At 33.6% G+C, this 2,425-nt stretch carries 1 protein-coding gene; it reads left to right on the top strand.

Annotated features, from left to right (window positions below; all coding sequences use genetic code 11):
• Nucleotides 1-128: 128 nt before the first annotated feature.
• Nucleotides 129-2,425: MBG-2 domain-containing protein (locus BM024_RS13555; RefSeq protein ID WP_177190219.1), on the top strand; the 2,297-nt coding region annotated here is incomplete at its 3' end.

The raw sequence follows: 2,425 nt of genomic DNA on the forward strand, positions 1-2,425 counted from the left end.
AGGGCTTTAAGGATTTGACTCTCGCTAAAATTGCTCGTTTTCATAATGACAGTTTAAAATTTTAAATTTAATAAATTTGAATTAACAACTGTCCTGTTTTTGGGGAAGCCTACAAAGTATACCAAACTTTGAGTATCGATGGTTTTAATCAAGATGTGATTGCAGATGGTATTGGAACAGCAGCTAGTTCAACCACGAGTGATGTTGATGGTGTTAGTTTCTCATTTAAATCCATTAATTGGATGTTAACTTCAACTTCTTCTCCTCAAACTAAGGGGTTTCCTGTTGATGGTATTATAAACTCAGAAGCTACTATGGGGTTGAAATATCAACTTAAAGATTATAGTGATTCTAACTCTATTCAATTAAATGGTTCTAATTCCTCTATTATTTCTAATGTTAGTGGATCAGTTAAGGCAAAAAAGTTATTTATGTTGGTTACCTCAGGAAGTGGATCATCTAATTTAACTTGTAAAGTTACTTTTGAAGATAACAGTGCAATGGTTTTTCTTAATATTTTTATAAGCGATTGGTATAGTGGAACATTGTCTGCTATAGCTTTTCATGATTTTGGAAGGATAGGTAGAATGAATAATGTAGTTGAGAACCCAGCATCAAATCCTAGATTGTATGAGGTTACTATTGATATCTCTAATATATATCAGAATAAATCTATTAAATCTATTCAATTTGTTAGAGAGCCTAACTCTAGTGGAGTTGTAAATATTTTTGCTGTATCGGCTCAAAAATATATCGATTGCGACAATCCGCTAGCGGTTACAATCAGTGATATTATTGGAGCTACAGCTAAAGTGAATTTAGTTTTGCCTTCAGTGCTTCCCTTATTAGGTTATGAGTATGAGGTTAGAACTTCTGGTGTTCCTGGATCTGGTGCTGTTGGTTTGGTGAGTACTGGAACAATTTCGTTTGATGCAACCACTCATAAATTAACGGGTTTGCCTCCTTTAAAACAATTGTACTTTTATATACGTTCTAATTGTGGTGCTAAAGGCGTACAAGATTGGATGGGACCTATTTCGTTTTTAACTAATTGTGAAATTCCAAAGATAATCTCTACTTCTTCACAGAATGCATGTAAAAATAGTTCTGCTTACTTAAGTGCTAACTATAATAGTGGCATTGTAAGGTGGTATGATAGTCCAACATCTGAAATTCCATTAGCAGTAGGGAATAGTTTTGCCACTCCTAATCTAAGTAGCTCTAAATCTTATTGGGTTGAGGCTATGGCCTCTGAGTTTTTAAATTCAAGTGGTGGAAAAACAGATTTACATAGTTCAGCAAATGATATAAATACTTTTAAAGACTGGGGAATTATTTTTGACTTAAATCAAGATGTGATATTAAAGAGTACAGATGTTTTTGTAGGAAATTATGGAACCTTGAATATTGCAATAAGAGATAATCAAGGTAAAGAACTATTTTCAACAGGTGATATTTCTGTGAACACGGCCGATATTAATAAACGAGTAACAATACCTTTAAAATTCAAATTAGCGGCAGGAACTGGGTATAGAATGGTTATTAAATCATTTTCAGATATTACATTATATCGAGATTCACCTGTCTCTTTTCCATATAAAGAGGATAATGGCATCATGACTGTTACTTCAGGTTTTTTTGATGGATTTACAAGGGACCATTACTACTATTTTTATAATATTATTTATGAGAAAGAATGTATTTCTCCTAGAACAGAGGTTATAGCTAATGTTATTGATATAGCTGCACCTATTGCGAATACACCTGTCCAAACTTTCTGTGCAAGTTCAGATCCGACTTTAAATAGTATTGGTATTCAGGGAAGTGGAATACAATGGTATGCTACAGAAACAGGAAGTGTTGCTTTACCTCACACGACACTTTTAGAAGATAATACGACCTATTATGCTTCTCAAACTATTGGAACTTGTACAAGTGAAACTCGAACTGCTGTAAAGGTTGAGTTGAAAAAGCCTACTTTAAATGTGGCTGGATTACAAAGCGATTTTTATTATGGAACTGATACACAAAGTATAATGACAATGATTGATTCTTTGTTAGGGAATTATCCCTTGACGTGGTTTAGAGATGAGATTGGAGGTAATAGTATTCCTGCACCTGATATAGCAACGCTTAATGTAGGACAATATTTGTATTTGATTAGTGCTAATATTAATGGCTGTGAAAGTCACAGAATTAAAGTTGTACTTAATGCTATGCCTGCAGAACTTACAGTATCTGTAAATGCAGGTCAGACTAAATTGTATGGGAATGTCGATCCTGAGTTAACTTATACGGTTTCAGGATTGAAAAATAACGAGCAAGCTTCTAATGTGTTAACAGGAACGTTGAGTCGTGATACGGGTGAAAATGTGGGTATGTATTCTATTAATCAAGGTTCTTTAAGTGCAGGAATTAATTATGA

Source organism: Myroides guanonis (assembly GCF_900114085.1).
Classification (GTDB): domain Bacteria; phylum Bacteroidota; class Bacteroidia; order Flavobacteriales; family Flavobacteriaceae; genus Flavobacterium; species Flavobacterium guanonis.